Here is a 16726-nt window from a genome sequence, read left to right as displayed (position 1 = left end):
TCCTTCACAGCGGGCGGCGTCGGGTAGAGACGTGCCGTTCGTACAGCTCACGGGCCTTCACCGCGGACGGTCGCGTCGCGGTCTCGGCCACAGGTACATCCCACCAGGCCTGCGCCGGAGGCGGGCCCGACACTGTGTCTGCGGTTTCCGTCTCGACGTAGACACAAGTGGGAGTGTCCGCGGACCGCGCCTCGGCGAGGGCGGCGCGGAGGTCTCGTACGGTCTTCGCGCGCAGCACGCGCATACCGAGGCTCGCCACGTTCGCGGCGAGGTCCACGGGCAGCGGCGCCCCCGTGTACGTGCCGTCGCCGGACTGGTAGCGGTAGGCGGTACCGAACCGCTCGCCGCCGACCGACTCGGACAGGCCGCCGATGGAGGCGTAGCCGTGGTTCTGCACCAGGAGGATCTTGATCGCGATTCCCTCCTGCACGGCCGTCACGATCTCCGTCGGCATCATCAGGTACGTGCCGTCGCCGACCAGTGCCCAGACGTTGCGCTCGGGTGCCGCCATCTTCACACCGATCGAGGCCGGGATCTCGTAGCCCATGCAGGAGTAGCCGTACTCCAGGTGGTACTGGTCCCGGGAGCGCGCCCGCCACATCTTGTGCAGGTCGCCGGGGAGCGATCCGGCCGCGTTGATGATCACGTCCGACTCGTCGACCAGGGCGTCCAGGGCGCCGAGGACCTGCGCCTGGGTCGGCCGTATGTCGGGCTCCTCGGCCTCGTAGCAGGCGTCGACGCGCTGCTCCCAGCGCTCCTTGTCGAGGGCGTACTCGCCGGCGTACGTCTCCGTGACGCGGTGGCCGTGCAGCTGGAGGGCCTCGGTCAGTTCCGTCAGGCCGCTGCGGGCGTCGGCGATGAGGGGCCGGCCGGCGAGCTTGTGGCCGTCGAACGGGGCGATGTTGAGGTTCAGGAAACGGACCTCGTCGCCGGTGAACAGGGTGTTCGAGGCGGTGGTGAAGTCGGTGTAGCGGGTGCCGACGCCGATCACCAGGTCGGCCTGGCGGGCGAGTTCGTTGGCGGTGGCGGTGCCGGTGTGGCCGACGCCGCCGACGTCCTGGGGGTGGTCGTGGCGCAGGGAGCCCTTGCCGGCCTGGGTGGAGGCGACCGGGATGCCGGTGGCCGAGGCGAACTCGGCGAGGGCCTCCTCGGCACGGCTGTGGTGGACCCCGCCGCCCGCGATGACCAGCGGCCGTTCCGAAGCCCGGATCGCCCTTACGGCTTCGGCGAGTTCGGTCGGGTCGGCGCCCGGTCGTCGTACCGCCCAGGTGCGCTCCGCGAAGAACTCCTCGGGCCAGTCGTACGCCTCGGCCTGCACGTCCTGCGGGAGGGCGAGGGTCACGGCGCCGGTCTCCACCGGGTCGGTGAGGACCCGCATGGCCTGGAGTGCCGCCGGGATCAGGGCCTCCGGCCGGGTGACGCGGTCGAAGTACCTCGACACCGGACGCAGACAGTCGTTGACGGACACGTCGCCCGCGTACGGGACTTCGAGCTGCTGGAGGACCGGGTCGGCGACCCGGGTGGCGAAGGTGTCGCCGGGCAGCAGCAGGACCGGGAGGTGGTTGACGGTCGCCAGGGCCGCGCCGGTGACCAGGTTGGTGGCGCCCGGGCCGATGGAGGTCGTCACGGCGTGCGTGGACAGGCGGTTCGACTGGCGGGCGTAGCCGACGGCCGCGTGCACCATCGACTGCTCGTTGCGGCCCTGGTGGTACGGCATCTCGGCGGCGTACTCCACCAGCGCCTGCCCGAGCCCGGCGACGTTCCCGTGGCCGAAGATGCCCCAGGTCGCGCCGATCAGCCGCTGCCGTACCCCGTCCCGCTCCGTGTACTGGGCGGACAGGAAGCGGACGAGCGCCTGCGCGACCGTGAGCCTCGTCGTCGGGGTCTGCGCCGTCATCGGTAACCCTCCGTATGGTCCGGGTGGAAGCAGATCCGCCACTCCCGTGTCTCACCCGGGCCGGCCATGACGTTCAGGTAGTACATGTCGTGGCCGGGTTGCGCGATCGACGGGCCGTGCCATCCGTCGGGGACGAGGACGGCGTCGCCTGAGCGGACCTCCGCGAGGACGTCCGAACCGCCCTCGCGAGAAGGGGATACGCGCTGGTACCCGAAACCGTTCGGACCGTCGACCTCGAAGTAGTAGATCTCCTCCAGCTCCGCCTCCTCGCCCGGCCGGTTCTCGTCATGCTTGTGCGGCGGGTACGAGGACCAGTTGCCGCCGGGCGTGACGACCTCGACGGCGATCAGCTTGTCGCAGTCGAAGGCGTCGGCGGAGGCGAAGTTGCGGACGTGGCGGGTGCAGTTGCCGCTGCCCCGCACTTCTTCCGGGACCTCCGGCGCGGGGCCGTAGCGGGCGGGGAGTTGTCGCTCGCACTTCGCTCCTGCCAAAGCAAAGCGGCCGCCCGCGCCGGAGGCGATCAGTGCCTGGGCGTCACGGGGCACGTACGCGAAGTCGGAGACTCCGGCGAACACGCCTTCCCGGCCCAGGAGTTGGAACTCTTCACCCTCTGTTTGCACGGTACATCCGCCTTGCAGCGGAAGGACGATCCATTCGCTGTCCCCGGCGGTGAAGGTGTGGGTGCCGCCCGGTTCCAGTTCGACGATCCGCAGGCTGCTGTGGGTCCAGCCGGCCCGCTTGGGGTCGATGTCGACCACGTACTGGGCGTTCGCGGCGGTGCCCTTGGCGATGTACAGCTCGTTGCTGGTCATCTCGTTGCTGGTCATACGGCCCTCACAGCAGTCCGACGGCGGTGTCCACGGCGGCGGCCACATCGCCGTCCGCCGGGTACAGCAGCGAACGGCCCACCACCAGGCCGCGCACGGTGGGCAGTTGCAGGGCGCCGCGCCACTTCTCGTACGCGCCGTCCTGATCGTCCCCGACCTCACCGCCCAGCAGCACCGCGGGCAGCGTGGAGGTCGCCATGACCTCGGCCATGTCGTCGGGGTTCTCGGTGACGGGGACCTTCAGCCAGGTGTAGGCCGAGGTGCCGCCCAGGCCCGAGGCGATCGCGATCGACTTGGTGACGGCCTCGGCGGACAGGTCGTTGCCGAGCCTGCCTTCCGCGGAACGGCGGCTGATGAACGGCTCGACGAAGACCGGGAGCCGGCGTGCGGCCATGTCGTCGATGGCGCGGGCCGTGGACTCCAGGGTGGTGAGGGAGCCCGGGTCGTCGTAGTCGATCCGCAGGAGCAGCTTGCCGGCGTCGAACCCGAACCGCTCGATGTCCTCGGGGCGGTGGCCGGTGAAGCGGTCGTCGAGTTCGAAGCTGGCGCCCTGCAGTCCGCCGCGGTTCATCGAGCCCATGACGACCTTGCCGTCGAGGGCGCCGAGCAGCAGCAGGTCGTCCAGGATGTCGGCGGTGGCGAGGACGCCGTCCACGCCGGGGCGGGACAGTGCCAGGCAGAGGCGTTCGAGCAGGTCGGCACGGTTGGCCATGGCGTGCTTGCGGTCACCGACGCCGAGGGCGCCGCGGGCCGGGTGGTCGGCGGCGACGATCATCAGCCGGCCGCTCGTGTTGAGCAGGGGGCGGCGGGTGCGGCGGGCGGCGGCCTCCGCTATGGCCTCGGGGCGCAGGGAGCGGGTGCGGACCAGGTCCGCGACGTCGACGGTCACTTGACGGCTCCCGCCGCGAGCGCCGCCGCGACCTCGTCCGGGGTGGGCATCGCCGAGGAGCACTCCAGACGGGAGGCGACGATGGCACCGGCCGCGTTGGCGTGCCGCATGATCTTCTCCAGATCCCAGCCTTCGAGCAGGCCGTGGCAGAGGGAGCCGCCGAAGGCGTCGCCGGCTCCGAGTCCGTTGAGGACGTTCACCGGGAGCGGGGGCACCTCGGCCGACTCTCCCTTGCTGTTGACGGCGAGGACGCCCTTGGGGCCCTGCTTCACCACGGCGAGTTCCACGCCGGCGTCCAGCAATGCACGGGCGGCGGCGTGCGGCTCACGGACTCCGGTGGCCACCTCCACCTCGTCGAGGTTTCCGACGGCGACGGTGGTGTGCTTCAGGGCCTCGGCGTAGAAGGGGCGGGCCGTGTCCGGGTCGGACCAGAACATCGGGCGCCAGTCGAGGTCGAACACGGTGGTGCCGGCCTTGGCGCGGTGGGCGAGGGCGGCGAGCGTCGCGGTACGGCTGGGCTCCTCGCTCAGGCCGGTCCCAGTGACCCAGAAGATGCGGGCCTCGCGGATGGCGTCCAGGTCGAGCTCGTGGGCGTCGATCTCCAGGTCGGGCGCCTTGGGGCGGCGGTAGAAGTACAGCGGGAAGTCGTCCGGCGGGAAGACCTCGCAGAAGGTGACCGGGGTGGGCAGGCCCGGGACCGGGGTGACCCAGCGGTCGTCGACGCCGAAGCCCCGCAGCTCCTCGTGCAGGTAGGTCCCGAACGGGTCGTCGCCGGTACGGGTGATCACCGCGGTCTGCCGTCCCAGGCGGGCCGCGGCGACGGCGACGTTGGTGGCCGAGCCGCCGAGGAACTTGCCGAAGGTCTCCACCTGCGGCAACGGGACGCCCGTCTGCAGCGGATAGAGGTCCACTCCGATCCGCCCCATGGTGATCAGGTCGTACGCCATCGAGTTCCCTTCGTGCGCCGTGGCGGCTGGTGGCCGAGTGGGCTTCTGGCCCCGTCGGTTTCCGGCCGCGTGGCCTCCTGGCCGCGTCGGCTCGTATCGGCTCTCCCCGGTTTCTAGCGTCGCGCACGTGGCCCTGTCAATGTTTTGTCCAGACATTCGGACCAGGTCTTGACACCCCCGCTCATGAACCGCACGCTGGCGGCCATGACGTCGTTGTCACCTCAGTCCTCACTCTCCCGCATCCGGATCGGATCGGCGCCCGACTCCTGGGGCGTCTGGTTCCCGGACGATCCGCAACAGGTCCCCTGGCAGCGCTTCCTCGACGAGGTCGCCGCGTCCGGCTACGAGTGGATCGAGCTGGGCCCGTACGGGTACCTGCCGACCGATCCGGCCGTCCTCACCGAGGAGACGGCCCAGCGTGGCCTGAAAGTGTCCGCCGGCACGGTCTTCACCGGCCTGCACCACGGCGAGGCCGTCTGGGAGAAGACCTGGGCGCATGTCGCGGACAACGCGGTGCTCGCCCAGGCGATGGGCGCCCGGCACCTGGTCGTCATCCCGTCGTTCTGGCGGGACGACAAGACCGGCGAGGTGCTGGAGTCCGACACCCTCACGCCCGAGCAGTGGCGCAACCTCACCTCCCTGACCGAACGCCTCGGCAAGGAGGTGCGGGAGCGGTACGGCCTGCAGATCGTCGTCCACCCGCACGCCGACACCCACATCGACAGCGAGGAGAACGTCGTCCGCTTCCTGGACGGCACCGACTCCGACCTGGTGTCGCTGTGCCTGGACACCGGGCACTACGCGTACTGCGGCGGCGACAGCGTCAAGCTGATCGAGACCTACGGCGAACGCATCGGGTACCTGCACCTGAAGCAGGTGGACCCGGAGATCCTGGCGGACGTACGGGCGAACGAGGTGCCGTTCGGGCCGGCCGTCGCGCGCGGTGTGATGTGCGAACCGCCGGCCGGGGTGCCCGCGTTGGGGCCCGTGCTGGAGGCCGCGCAGAAGCTGGACATCGATCTGTTCGCGATCGTCGAGCAGGACATGTACCCCTGCGAGCCGGACACTCCGCTGCCGATCGCTCAGCGGACGCGGGCGTTCCTGAGGTCGTGCGGGGCGTAGCCCGGGTGCGGGTTGTCCTGGGCTTGTCGCGCGGTTCCCCGCGCCCCTTGTAGCCGGCCTTCCGTCCCCTCTCCTGCCGTAGCACCATGGGTGGCTTCTCCGGAGGAGGGGCGGATGGTGGCGGCGTCTGCGGTGCTGGTCCGGTCCGGGCAGGGGCCGGTCGGTTCCTGGGAACTCGTGCTCGCGTCGCCGCATCCACGGCTGCGGCCCGGCGTGATCAGCTACCGCGGGGTCAGGCTCGCGATGCACCGGCCGCGGCGCCGACTGGAGGCGCCGATCGGTGCGGCGACCCTGTTGCTGGGCTTCGACCAGCCGGTGCACATCTCGCGTGCGGGCCGTCCCACGTCCTCCCTCGTGTCGGTCTACTGCGGCCCCACGACCACCCCCGCCGTCGGTGAGCACGGCGGCCGGGTGTCGGGCATCGAGGTCCTGCTCACCCCCTGGGCCGCGTTCACGCTCTTCGGCACTCCCCAGTACGAGCTCGCCGACCGCACCGTCGACCCCGACGAGCTGCCGCACGCCCTCGCCTCCCGCCAGGCCGGGGGCCGTCGGCGCAGCGTCGGCGAACTCTCCGCCGCGCTGGCCGCGTTACCGACCTGGGACGACCGGTTCGCGCTCCTCGACGATGTGTTCGCCCGCTGGTGGGCGGCCGGGACCCCGAGTTCGGCGCGGGTGGTGCGGGCCTGGTCCGAGCTGGTGCGCACGGGCGGTGCGATGCCGGTGCGACAGCTCGCCGAGGAGGTGGGCTGGAGCGTGCGGCACCTGGAGAACCGTTTCCGGGAGCAGATCGGGCTGGGCCCCAAGGCGGCGGCCCGGGTGCTGCGGTTGCAGCGGGCTCGGCGGATGCTGGCGGACGGACGGGGACAGGCGGAGACGGCGGCGGTCTGCGGCTTCTACGACCAGGCGCATCTGAGCGGTGAGTTCAAGGCGATGACGGGGTGCACGCCACGGGAGTTCACAGCGGCCCGGACGGTGCCGGCCGGGGCCGGAGGGCCGGTGAGCGACCGGATGACGGGCGAGGCGACGAGTCTCGTCCTCGCATCGGAGCGACGACAGTGCGGTTTTCTCCAAGACCGGCAGGGCCCGCCGCATGCAGGCTGAGCGTCCGGCCGGTTGCTCGGGGGACGCACCGGGGGGATGCGGAAACCGGGGGCTGCGGGGAGCCGACGGGCCGGGCCCGGCGCAGCGGGTCCGGCCCGTCCTGCGTCCCCGCGGACAGCTGGGGCTGCCGTGGTGGGGAGGTGGCCGCCGGAGTCAACGCGCCGCACCCTTGAACCCGGGTGGGTCTTTGTGGCACTCGTGTCACAAACATCCCCTTCGCGTCACACATGTCACGTGTACGCGGCACATGCGTCACACCCGCGCACGGGCCCTGCCCTGCCTCAACGCTCCGTCGTTGAGCGACGCACAGGCTTTGTGATCGCCAGCGCAGTGCCCGGTACCCCCGACGGCCGCCCCCGGCCGCCACCGCGGCACGCGCGGGGAGGTGCACGTCATGACCGACCGAAGGCTTTGGTCCTACAAGGAGATCGCGGCACACATCCGGGTGCAGCCGGACACCGTACGGTCCTACCGCAAGCACGGTCTGCTCCCCTCGCCCGATCACGTCGAGGGCGGCAAGCCCTACTGGTACGCGGACACCGTGCGCGCCTGGGCGGCCTCCCGTCCGGGCAACCGGGGCCGAAGAGAGGGCTGACCCGAGGGACCGAACTGCCCCCGGCGTGTGGGGCATCGTCAGCTCCACGGCGCGATGACCGTCACACCCTCCCCGGCCGCCGTGCCCATCGCCGCCAGCGCGGCCGGCGTCGCGTCCAGGGTGATCGTGGACGTGACCAGCAGGTCCGGCCGCAACACTCCCGCCCGGACGAGTTCCAGCATCGGCGGGTAGGTGTGGGCGGCCATGCCGTGGCTGCCCAGGAGTTCGAGTTCGAGGGCGATCACGCGGGCCATCGGGACCGGTGTCGTGCCGCTCGCCGAGGGCAGCAGGCCGACCTGGACATGACGGCCTCGGCGCCGCAGGCCGTTGACCGAGGCGGCGCAGGTGGCGGGCGAGCCCAGGGCGTCGAGGGAGAGGTGGGCGCCGCCGCCGGTCAGGTCGAGGATCGCCTCCGCCGTGTTCTGCGTGCGGGACGCGTCCACGCACTGCGCCGCGCCGAACGTCCGTGCCAGGTCGAGGGCGTGCGGGGAGACGTCCACCGCCACCACCCGCGCCCCCGACGCCGCCGCGATCATCACGGCGGACAGACCGACACCTCCGCAGCCGTGCACCACGACCCACTCCCCCGCCGCCACCCGGCCCTGCCGCACCACCGCGCGGAACGCCGTGGCGAACCGGCAGCCGAGGGAGGCGGCGGTGGCGAAGGACAGGTCCTCGGGGACGGCGATCAGGTTCACGTCGGCGTGGTCCAGTGCCACGTACTCGGCGAAGGAGCCCCAGTGGGTGAAGCCGGGCTGGGTCTGCCGCTCGCACACCTGCTGATCGCCGGCCGCGCAGGACGGACAGGTGCCACAGGCGCAGACGAACGGGACGGTGACCCGGTCCCCCGCTCGCCATCCGGTCACCCGGGGGCCCACCGCCTCGACGACCCCGGCGAGTTCGTGTCCCGGCACATGCGGCAGCGCGATGTCCGGGTCGTGGCCCTGCCAGCCGTGCCAGTCGCTGCGGCACAGCCCCGTGGCCTCGACCCGCACCACCACCCCGTGCTCAGCGGGCTCCGGGTCCGCCACCTCGCGCACCTCGGCCGGCTCCCCGTACCGCTCGAACACCACGGCCCGCATACGCGCCCCCGCTTCCCGTTCCCACGCCGATCACCCTGACGCCGGCACGCTATCCGTGCGCCTCCGCCTTGTCGCATTCGGGCCTGTCGGCTTTCCCTTCGTCCGGTTCACTCTTGTCCGGTTTCCCCGCGTCCGGTTTGCCCTTGCCACCGTCCGGCTGGTCCCCTTCCCGCTCCTCCCCGTCCGGCTGGTCCTCTTCCTGATCAGCGGCTGCCGCGGGCCGCTCCCCCTCGCTCAGTCCGAACCGTTCGTGGAAGCGCCGCAGCGGGCCCGGGGCCCACCAGGTCGCCCGGCCGGTGAGGCGCATCACCGCCGGGACCAGGAGGCTGCGGACGATCATCGCGTCCATCAGGACGGCCAGCGCGATACCGAGTCCGAGCATCTTGGTGTTGGTCACGCGGGAGGTACCGATGGCGACCATCACCACCGCGAGGATCACCGCCGCCGCCGTGATCAGCCCGCCGGTGCGCTGAAGCCCGTGCCGGACCGCCTCGTTGTGGTCCCCCGTCCTGTCGTACTCCTCCTTGATACGGGAGAGCAGGAACACGCCGTAGTCCATGGAGAGCCCGAAGGCCACGCAGAACATCAGGACCGGGAGGGTCGTCTCTATCGAGCCGGTGCTGGTGAAGCCGAGCAGGCCGGACAGGTGGCCGTCCTGGAAAACCCAGACCACCGCTCCGAACATGGCGCTCAGGCTGAGCGCGTTGAGCACCACCGCCTGGATCGGTATCAGCACGCTGCCCGTCAGCAGGAAGACGAGGAGCAGGGTGACGACGGCGATGAAAGCGAGCGCCCAGGGCAGTTGCTGCGCTATCGCGTGCTTGGAGTCGACCAGGACGGCGGCCGTGCCGGTCACCTCGGTGTCGAACGGTGCCCGGAGCTCGCGCACGTCACCCACCAGGCGCTGGGCGGGGTCGCCGACGGCCTCGCCCTTCGGCAGCACCGTGAAGTACGCCGACTCGCCCTTGACGAGCGGGCCGTCGACCCGCCGCACTTCGGGCAGGTCCGCGATCCGGTCCTTGTAGGCGGTGTACTGCGCGCGGGTCGCCGCTCCTTCGGCGAGGACTTCGAGGCCTCCGCCGGGGCTGCCGGGGAAGCCGTCCCGGATGTGCTGCTGCACGACGTGGGACTCGGCGGTGGAGGGCAGTTGGCGGTCGTCGGCGGTGCCGAACCTCACCCCCAGGAAGGGCAGTCCGAGGACGACGAGCACGGCCGCGGTGGCCAGGGCGAAGAAGGGGGCACGGCGCATCACGAGGGTCGCGCTGCGGGCCCAGGCGCCACCCCCGTCCGCGGTCGGCCGCGGCTCCCGTCGCCGCCGGAGCAGGCGGCGGAGGTCCAGGGAGTCGACCCGGTGGCCGAGCAGGACCAGCGCTGCCGGGAGCAGGATCAGGGCGGCCGCCGCGGCCAGCACGACGACGGCGATACCGGCGTACGCGAAGGACCGCAGGAAGTACTGCGGGAACAGCAGCATGGCGGCGAGCGACACGGCGACCGTGAGGGCCGAGAAGAGGACCGTACGGCCGGCCGTGCGCAGGGTGGTGCCCACGGCGGTCACGGGTTCGGCGCCGGTGGACAGTTCCTCGCGGAAGCGGCGGACGATGAACAGGGCGTAGTCGATGGCGAGGCCGAGACCCAGGGCCGTGGTGAGGTTGAGTGCGAAGACGGAGACGTCGGTGAACTCGGTGAGGACACGCAGCACCGCGTTGGTCCCGAGGATGGCGACGATGCCGATGAGGAGGGGCAACAGGGCGGCGACCGCGCTGCCGAAGACCATCACCAGCAGCACCAGCGTCACCGGCAGGGCGATCAGCTCGGCCCGGGTGAGGTCCTCTTCGATGGTCGTCTGCATCTCGTGCCGTACCGCGACCGGCCCGCCGACCGTGACGTCCACCGGGCCGTGCGTGCCGCGGACCGACGGCGTGATGCGGTCCAGGGTGTCGCCCATCTGCGTCTCGTCGCCGGTGACGTGGGCGGCGATCAGTGCCTCGTGGCCGTCCTTCGCGCGCAGGGCGGGGGCGCCGGACTGCCAGTAGGAGCCGACGCCCGTGACGCCCCGTTCGCCTTTCAGGCGCTCGGCGAGTCGCTCGGCCTCGGCGGCGACCGCCGGATCATCGACCGAGGCGCCTTTCGCGTCCACCAGGAGCAGGAGGTTGGGCTGGGAGTCGGGGAACTCGCGTTCCAGGGCCTTGGTCGCGTAGGTGGACTCGGCGTTCGGATCCTCCCAGCCGCCCGCACCCAGGCGGTCGGCGACACCGCTGCCGACCAGCACGGCGAGCGCCGTGAGCACCAGTGCGGCGAGCAGCGACAGACGTGGCCGAGCGGTCACGAATCGGGTCCATCCCCCGACACGGGGTGGGCTGTTGACTTCGCTCATCGTGCGGTGTCCCCTTCACCGTGTAGCCCGTAGACTGGAAAACACGAGAGATCACTCGCGTTTCATCAGAATGCGAGCGATCGCTCGTGTTTGTCAACCGTGTCCCGAGAGTTTCGGAGAGTTGGGGATAAGTCGCGTGCCCGCGAGTCCGGAGAAGCAGGAGAAGGAGCAGCCCCGCCGCCGCCAGGCCCGGGGCGAGCGTCGCATCGCCCAACTCCTCGAAGCCGCCGCCAACGTCTTCTGCACCACTGGCTACACGGCCGCCAGCACCAGCGCCATCGCCCGCGAGGCAGGCGTCTCACCGGGAACGCTGTACCAGTTCTTCCCGAACAAGGAAGCGATCGCGATCGAGCTGGGCGACCGGCTGATGCACGAGATGCGCGACACCTACGGCGAGGCGCTCGCGCCGGTCGATCCCGCGACCCCGCTGGAAGAGGCCGTCGCCGCCGCCGTCGACCGGTTCATCGACTTCAACTGCCAGCACCCGGTGTTCTTCGCGCTGATGCACGGCCCCGACATCCCGGGCCGGATCACCGAGGAGCACGACGCCCTGCACGCGGCCCTCGTCTCCCGCATCGAGGACCTGCTCTCCTCTTTCCTGCCCGACACGCCGCCGGCCGACGTCAACCGCACCGCCCACATGTGCCTGGGCCTCTACAAGGCGGGCCTGGAGCTGATCCTCGCCCACGAGGGCGCCGAGCGGGACGCATACGTCCGGGAGCTGAAGAACGCCCTGACCCGTTACCTGGACCCGCTGGTCGGCGAGAAGCTGGGCGGCCGCCGGGCCACAGCGACGCCCGCACACTGACCAACCCTCAGCGACACCGAACCCGCGGACGCACAAGCCCGGCGGGCCCCGGGCACTCCTTGCCCACGACGGGGTACTCACCCCCCACGGCCGCCACCCCCGCCGCCCGCTCCCAGCCGCACACCACCCCGCACCCGGCCGCACAGCCCGCCCCGGCGGGCCACCCACCCTGCGCGGCCACCCCGTCGACCGACGCATCGACCACCGACCGACGCCGACCCCGTCCGTGTCTCGTGGCCCACAGCACACCGCCGCCTCTTGGATTAATACCCCCTAGGGGTATAACATGGATGACCGCAAGGCCCCACCGTGGGCCACGACCGCCCCAGTCGCCCCGACGAGGAGAACGACATGACCACTGAGACCGACACCCCCGGCTCCGTCACCGCCGTCTACAAGGTGAGCGGGATGACCTGCGGACACTGCGAGGGAGCGGTCTCCGGCGAGCTCTCCGAGATCGCCGGTGTCAGCTCGGTGAAGGCCGTCGCCTCGACCGGCGAGGTGACCGTCGTGTCCGCGGCCCCGCTCGACGAGGAGGCGGTGCGCGCCGCCGTCGACGAGGCGGGCTACGAACTCGTCGGCAAGGCCTGAGGCAGACTGAACCACGCACCTCCCCACCCGGGCCGTGCCGAGCCGGTCCACGCCGGCCACGGCCCGCCCGGTCCGCTCTCTGGAGTACGGACATGGCCACCACCACCGACCACGCCCCGGCGACCGGGACGTCGGACGTCGAACTGCTCATCGGCGGAATGACCTGCGCCTCCTGCGCCGCCCGCGTCGAGAAGAAGCTCAACCGCATGGACGGCGTGACCGCCACGGTGAACTACGCGACGGAGAAGGCCAAGGTCAGCTACCCGACGGGCGTCGACGTCGCGGATCTGATCGCGACGGTGGTGCGGACCGGGTACACGGCCGAGCAGCCGACGCCACCCCCGGACGAGACCGCCGACGAGACCGCCGGCGACACCGCCACCGAGGCAGACGCCGGAGCGGACCCGGGAGAGGACCCGGAGTCGGCCGCACTGCGGCAACGGCTGACCGTCTCGGTCGCGCTGGCCGTCCCGGTCGTCCTGCTCTCCATGATCCCCGCGCTGCAGTTCGACAACTGGCAGTGGCTGGCACTCACCCTCGCCTCGCCGGTCGTGGTCTGGGGCGGCCTGCCCTTCCACCGGGCCGCCTGGACGAACGTCCGGCACGGCGCGGCCACCATGGACACCCTGGTCTCGCTCGGCACGCTGGCCGCGTTCGGCTGGTCGCTGTGGGCGCTGTTCCTCGGCGACGCGGGCATGCCCGGCATGCGGGACCGCTTCGAGCTGACCGCTTCACGGATGCACTCCACCTCCACGATCTACCTCGAAGTCGCCGCCGGGGTCACCGCGTTCATCCTGCTGGGCCGCTACCTGGAGGCTCGCGCCAAGCGGCGCGCCGGGGCCGCGCTGCGGGCCCTGATGGAGCTCGGCGTGAAGGACGTGGCCGTCCTGCGGGAGGGGCGGGAGGTACGGATCCCGGTGGCCCGGCTGGCCGTAGGCGACCGGTTCGTCGTGCGGCCCGGGGAGAAGGTCGCCACCGACGGCACGGTCGTCGAGGGTGCCTCCGCGGTGGACGCGTCCATGCTGACCGGCGAGTCCGTCCCGGTGGACGTCACCGCGGGCGACACCGTCACCGGCGCCACCGTCAACGCCGGCGGGCGGCTGGTCGTCGAGGCCACCCGGGTCGGCGCCGAGACCCGGCTCGCGCGGATGGCGAAGCTGGTGGAGGACGCGCAGAACGGCAAGGCCGAGGTGCAGCGGCTGGCCGACCGGGTCTCCGGGATCTTCGTGCCGGTGGTGATCGCGATCGCGGTCGGCACCTTCGGGGTGTGGCTCGACGCGACGGGTGACACGGTCGCGGCGTTCACCGCGGCCGTCGCGGTCCTGATCATCGCCTGCCCGTGCGCGCTGGGCCTGGCCACCCCGACCGCCCTGATGGTCGGCACCGGGCGCGGCGCCCAGCTCGGCATCCTCATCAAGGGCCCCGAGGTTCTGGAGTCCACCCGCCGCGTCGACACGGTCGTCCTGGACAAGACCGGCACGGTCACCACCGGCCGGATGACCCTCCAGGAGGTCCACGCCACCGAAGGCGCCGACGAGACCGAGCTGCTGCGGCTCGCGGGCGCCCTGGAGCACGCCTCCGAGCACCCCGTGGCCCGGGCCATCGCCACGGGCGCCGAGGAACGCGTGGGACCGCTGCCGGCGGTCGAGCACTTCGAGAACGTGCCGGGACGGGGCGTACGCGGACGGGTGAAGGGCCGTGAGGTGGCCGTGGGTCGCCTTTTCGACGTACTCCCGCAGGACGTGGCCCGCGCGAAGGAACAGGCCGAGAGGGACGGGCGTACGGCCGTCGTGGTCGGCTGGGACGGAGTGGCGCGCGGGGTCCTGGCCGTCGCGGACGCGGTCAAGGAGACCAGCGCGGAGGCGGTACGGGAGCTGCGGGCCCTCGGCCTCAGGCCGGTGCTGCTGACCGGGGACAACCGGACGGTCGCCGAGGCGGTCGGCCGGGCCGTCGGGATCGACGCCGAGCACGTGGTCGCCGAGGTCCTGCCCGAGGACAAGGTCGACGTCGTACGGCGGCTGCAAGGCGAGGGGCGGGTCGTCGCCATGGTCGGTGACGGCGTCAACGACGCGGCCGCGCTCGCCATCGCCGATCTGGGCCTGTCGATGGGGACCGGGACCGACGCGGCGATCGAGGCGGGCGACCTGACGCTGGTACGCGGGGACCTACGGGTGGCCGCGGACGCGATCCGGCTGTCCCGGCGGACACTGTCCACGATCAAGGGCAATCTCGTGTGGGCCTTCGGGTACAACGTGGCCGCGCTGCCCCTGGCCGCCGCCGGGTTGCTGAATCCGATGATCGCGGGCGCGGCGATGGCGTTCTCGTCGGTCTTCGTTGTGACGAACAGCCTGCGTTTGCGCGCATTCCGATGACGGACTCCTCTGGAGTCCGGCGCCGCACTCACATAAGCTCTTCACAAGGCTCGCGCATCATCCTTACGCTTGGGTCCCGTTCGCCATATCCCGGGCTCTTGCGCATCTAACGGACATATGCAAGAGACGCAGATCACAGTGGTGTGAAGGTAACCATCGAAGGGATTCGAAGGTCTAAATTGGCGATGTCAGGCAGCGTCTTGGGGGGCGCCTCCTGGCATCTGGGGATGTCTTGGGGGACTTCTCCAGAGGTGCGTTGCCGGGGCACGTACACCGGGGAGCTTTGAGCGGCCCTCCCAGCGTGCGCTGTCCCGGCAGACCGCACACACAGGAGTAGTACGAGGATTTTTGCTCGTTCTGCTCAATGGCAGTACCAGGCAGTACCGCAAGACAGCGATTCAGGCGCTGGTTCTCACAGACGCCCGGCCGGATCCCGTGGGGGGAATCCGCACCGGGACATGGGAAGGCGCCCTGGACGTCGGCCCGTGGGGGGACCGGCGGCGGGGCGCCTTCCGCATATCCACCGGCCGCATCGCCCCCGCGGCGTCCACCCGCCAGGTCAACAGCGCTCGCTGGTCATCACCGCACGAACACAACACAAAGGCCCCGCACCCGGCCGAAGCCGTGCACGGGGCCCTGGTGGATGGCTTTAGCGCTCCTCGACCGGCACGAAGTCGCGCTCGACCACGCCCGTGTAGATCTGGCGCGGACGGCCGATGCGGGAGCCGGGCTCCTTGATCATCTCGTGCCACTGGGCGATCCAGCCCGGGAGCCGGCCCAGGGCGAACAGGACCGTGAACATCTCGGTCGGGAAGCCCATGGCCCGGTAGATCAGGCCGGTGTAGAAGTCGACGTTCGGGTAGAGGTTGCGCGAGACGAAGTAGTCGTCGGAGAGCGCGTGCTCCTCCAGCTTCAGCGCGATGTCCAGCAGCTCGTCGGACTTGCCGAGAGCGGACAGCACATCGTGCGCCGCAGCCTTGATGATCTTCGCGCGCGGGTCGAAGGACTTGTACACCCGGTGGCCGAAGCCCATCAGGCGGACGCCCTCTTCCTTGTTCTTCACCTTGCGGATGAAGGAGTCGACATCGCCGCCGTTGGCCTGGATGCCCTCCAGCATCTCCAGCACGGACTGGTTGGCGCCGCCGTGCAGCGGGCCCCACAGGGCGTTGATGCCGGCCGAGATCGACGCGAACATGTTGGCCTGCGAGGAGCCGACCAGACGGACCGTGGAGGTCGAACAGTTCTGCTCGTGGTCCGCGTGCAGGATCAGCAGCTTGTCGAGCGCGGAGACGACGACCGGGTCGAGGTCGTACTCCTGCGCCGGGACCGAGAAGGTCATACGCAGGAAGTTCTCGACGTAGCCGAGGTCGTTGCGCGGGTAGACGAACGGGTGGCCGATCGACTTCTTGTACGCGTACGCGGCGATCGTCGGAAGCTTGGCGAGCAGACGGATCGTCGAGAGGTTGCGCTGCTTCTCGTCGAACGGGTTGTGGCTGTCCTGGTAGAACGTGGACAGCGCCGAGACCACCGACGACAGCATGGCCATCGGGTGGGCGTCGCGCGGGAAGCCCTTGTAGAAGTTCTTGACGTCCTCGTGCAGCAGGGTGTGCTGCGTGATGTCGTTCTTGAAGACGGTGAGCTCGTCGACGGTCGGCAGCTCGCCGTTGATCAGCAGATAGGCCACGTCCAGGAAGGTGGAGCGCTCGGCCAGCTGCTCGATCGGGTAGCCGCGGTACCGGAGGATGCCGGCCTCGCCGTCGAGGTACGTGACGGCGGATTTGTAGGCGGCGGTGTTCCCGTAACCGCTGTCAAGAGTGACCAGACCGGTCTGGGCACGGAGCTTCCCGATGTCGAAGCCCTTGTCGCCGACGGTGCTGTCGATCACCGGGTAGGTGTACTCGCCGTCGCCGTACCGCAGTACTACAGCGTTGTTGGTGTGCTCGCTCACGTCATCCCTCACCGACGTTGTGCCTCTTCTTCGAGGTTGCCCTGACTGTCTCTACCATCCCCCATTTGGCGCAGGAGAGTGCACTCGGGGTCGGCCGTTGGGCGTATCGGCGGCACTGAGTGCCGCCAACTCACCCATCCTGCCTCTCCTTCACCCGCTTCCGGAAGAGCTCT

General features: G+C 70.8%; 13 protein-coding genes. 6 read left to right on the top strand and 7 right to left on the bottom strand.

What is annotated here, in order from left to right; genetic code table 11:
- Positions 1-4 precede the first annotated feature (4 nt).
- From iolD to iolC, 4 genes are read right to left on the bottom strand one after another with little or no spacing between them, the layout of a single operon-like run.
- Complete coding sequence (iolD, locus tag ACFYRY_RS08565) at positions 5-1897, bottom strand: 3D-(3,5/4)-trihydroxycyclohexane-1,2-dione acylhydrolase (decyclizing) (protein ID WP_389141573.1); 1893 nt, start codon at positions 1895-1897, stop codon at positions 5-7.
- Positions 1894-2709 (bottom strand): 5-deoxy-glucuronate isomerase, encoded by an 816-nt coding sequence (gene iolB / locus ACFYRY_RS08560; RefSeq protein ID WP_389143669.1) that lies wholly within the window; start codon positions 2707-2709, stop codon positions 1894-1896. The genes iolD and iolB overlap by 4 nt, the downstream gene beginning before the upstream one ends.
- Before the next feature lie 22 nt (positions 2710-2731).
- A complete protein-coding gene (locus ACFYRY_RS08555; protein WP_389141571.1) occupies positions 2732-3613 on the bottom strand; it encodes a deoxyribose-phosphate aldolase in 882 nt (293 codons plus the stop codon).
- Entirely contained in the window at positions 3610-4560 is a 951-nt protein-coding gene (gene iolC / locus ACFYRY_RS08550) for a 5-dehydro-2-deoxygluconokinase (RefSeq protein ID WP_389141569.1), read from the bottom strand. The genes ACFYRY_RS08555 and iolC overlap by 4 nt, the downstream gene beginning before the upstream one ends.
- A 204-nt stretch (positions 4561-4764) precedes the next feature.
- Between iolC and ACFYRY_RS08545 the strand changes: the two genes are divergently transcribed.
- From ACFYRY_RS08545 to ACFYRY_RS08535, 3 genes are all read left to right on the top strand, one after another.
- On the top strand, positions 4765-5682 hold the full coding sequence (locus tag ACFYRY_RS08545) for a sugar phosphate isomerase/epimerase family protein (protein ID WP_389143666.1): 918 nt from the start codon (positions 4765-4767) through the stop codon (positions 5680-5682).
- A 114-nt stretch (positions 5683-5796) separates the two neighbouring features.
- Positions 5797-6783: a helix-turn-helix domain-containing protein gene (locus ACFYRY_RS08540; RefSeq protein WP_389141567.1), complete on the top strand. Its 987-nt coding sequence runs from the start codon at positions 5797-5799 to the stop codon at positions 6781-6783.
- A 394-nt stretch (positions 6784-7177) separates the two neighbouring features.
- A complete protein-coding gene (locus tag ACFYRY_RS08535) occupies positions 7178-7378 on the top strand; it encodes a MerR family transcriptional regulator (RefSeq protein WP_356771277.1) in 201 nt (66 codons plus the stop codon).
- A 38-nt stretch (positions 7379-7416) separates the two neighbouring features.
- On the opposite strand, the gene ACFYRY_RS08530 is transcribed toward ACFYRY_RS08535, so the two are convergent.
- Both ACFYRY_RS08530 and ACFYRY_RS08525 read right to left on the bottom strand, forming a co-directional pair.
- Complete coding sequence (locus ACFYRY_RS08530; protein ID WP_389141564.1) at positions 7417-8460, bottom strand: zinc-dependent alcohol dehydrogenase family protein; 1044 nt, start codon at positions 8458-8460, stop codon at positions 7417-7419.
- Between the two features lie 49 nt (positions 8461-8509).
- Entirely contained in the window at positions 8510-10834 is a 2325-nt protein-coding gene (locus ACFYRY_RS08525; RefSeq protein WP_389141562.1) for an MMPL family transporter, read from the bottom strand.
- Between the two features lie 136 nt (positions 10835-10970).
- On the opposite strand from ACFYRY_RS08525, the gene ACFYRY_RS08520 reads away from it, so the two are divergent.
- From ACFYRY_RS08520 to ACFYRY_RS08510, 3 genes are all read left to right on the top strand, one after another.
- A complete protein-coding gene (locus tag ACFYRY_RS08520; protein ID WP_389141560.1) occupies positions 10971-11642 on the top strand; it encodes a TetR family transcriptional regulator in 672 nt (223 codons plus the stop codon).
- 351 nt (positions 11643-11993) lie between these two features.
- A complete protein-coding gene (locus ACFYRY_RS08515; RefSeq protein WP_389141558.1) occupies positions 11994-12233 on the top strand; it encodes a heavy-metal-associated domain-containing protein in 240 nt (79 codons plus the stop codon).
- Between the two features lie 92 nt (positions 12234-12325).
- The gene (locus tag ACFYRY_RS08510; RefSeq protein WP_389141556.1) at positions 12326-14605 is read left to right on the top strand and encodes a heavy metal translocating P-type ATPase; all 2280 of its coding nucleotides are present in this window, start codon (positions 12326-12328) and stop codon (positions 14603-14605) included.
- A gap of 649 nt (positions 14606-15254) precedes the next feature.
- On the opposite strand, the gene ACFYRY_RS08505 is transcribed toward ACFYRY_RS08510, so the two are convergent.
- A complete protein-coding gene (locus ACFYRY_RS08505; protein ID WP_389141554.1) occupies positions 15255-16553 on the bottom strand; it encodes a citrate synthase in 1299 nt (432 codons plus the stop codon).
- Positions 16554-16726 lie beyond the last annotated feature (173 nt).

Origin of the sequence: Streptomyces sp. NPDC005263 (assembly GCF_042872365.1) — a bacterium.
Taxonomy (GTDB): domain Bacteria; phylum Actinomycetota; class Actinomycetes; order Streptomycetales; family Streptomycetaceae; genus Streptomyces.
This window is presented reverse-complemented; position numbering and strand designations above follow the sequence as displayed.